This is a genomic window from Vibrio sp. 10N.261.45.E2, assembly GCF_002875705.1.
Lineage (GTDB): Bacteria > Pseudomonadota > Gammaproteobacteria > Enterobacterales > Vibrionaceae > Vibrio.
Genome location: NZ_MCZZ01000005.1, coordinates 1 through 1089, shown reverse-complemented (window position 1 = coordinate 1089; position 1089 = coordinate 1). Strand labels below are relative to the sequence as shown.

1 protein-coding gene is annotated in these 1089 nt (G+C 45.9%); it reads right to left on the bottom strand.

Annotated features, from left to right (window positions below):
- Nucleotides 1-36: 36 nt before the first annotated feature.
- Nucleotides 37-984 (bottom strand): IS30 family transposase, encoded by a 948-nt coding sequence (locus tag BCT34_RS00140; protein ID WP_102300413.1) that lies wholly within the window; start codon nucleotides 982-984, stop codon nucleotides 37-39.
- Between the last annotated feature and the right edge of the window lie 105 nt (nucleotides 985-1089).

The following is a 1089-nucleotide window of genomic DNA, read 5'->3' as shown; positions in this document are numbered from 1 at the left end:
CCCGAATTCAACTGCGAAGTGCGACACTCTCCAATATCAAGCAGCCAACGCCATTTCTTTAAAGACAATCGCTGGTTGCTTGAAGCCTAAACACTTTTTCGGTCGATAATTTATCCGTGATACAGCGAATTCAATATCACTGTCTGTTACCGTTGTTAAGTCGGTTCCTTTCTTCACATATTGCCTTAAAAGCCCGTTAGCATTCTCATTGGCTCCTCGCTCCCAAGAGCTATAAGGGTGGGCAAAGTACACATCAGCCTCCAACGCCTTTGCGATGGTTTCATGGCCTGCAAACTCTCTCCCGTTATCTGCCGTGATGGTATGGACATGTTCCTTATAAGGCATGAGTAGCTCTATGGTGGCTTTGGTGACATCATCTGCCGACTTCGATGGCACTTTCTTGACTACGTAAAATCGTGTTTTACGCTCTAAAATAGTCACCATAGCACCAGTGCCATGCTTGCCTAATACGGTGTCGATTTCCCAGTCACCCAATCTCTCCTTACTGTCAACGATGCTTGGCCTATCATCGATAGAAATAGCATTCTTGATCGCTGGCGCTTTCTCTTTTTTACCGCGACGATACCGCTTGTGACCTTGCCTCAAGTGGCGATATAACTTGCCTCCCAAACGTTTATCCTGCGCAACAAATCGGTAGATCCACTCATGACTGACAGTCGCACCGACTCTAGTTAATACACTGGAAATCTGCTCTGGACTCCAATCCGACTCTAAAAGGAGGCGGATAAAATCAACACGCTCCTGAGGTATTTTGTATTTACGTGCCGATTTGCGTTTTTTGATTGATAATAACTGGGCTTCGTTTGGGCAATAATGACTGCCCTTGCCGCCGCGTTTAAGCTCCCGATATACCGTAGAGCGATGGCACTGAACGGTTTTAGCTATTTCAGAAACAGAAATCCCCCGTTCCAAAAGAGCAGAAATCTGGTATCTTCTGCCCTCGGTCAACTGCTGATAATTCATGGTAGTACTGCTTGTTTCTTTGGCGAGAAGAGCGTACCACTTTCAGTAGTTGGCTTCCTCTTCTACACCTTTCCATGAATGTCGCACTTATTATCTGAAATCGGG

Bases quoted from the DNA above. Each gene is read 5' to 3' on its own strand.
- BCT34_RS00140 (WP_102300413.1), bottom strand. From the start codon at position 984: ATGAATTATCAGCAGTTGACCGAGGGCAGAAGATACCAGATTTCTGCT.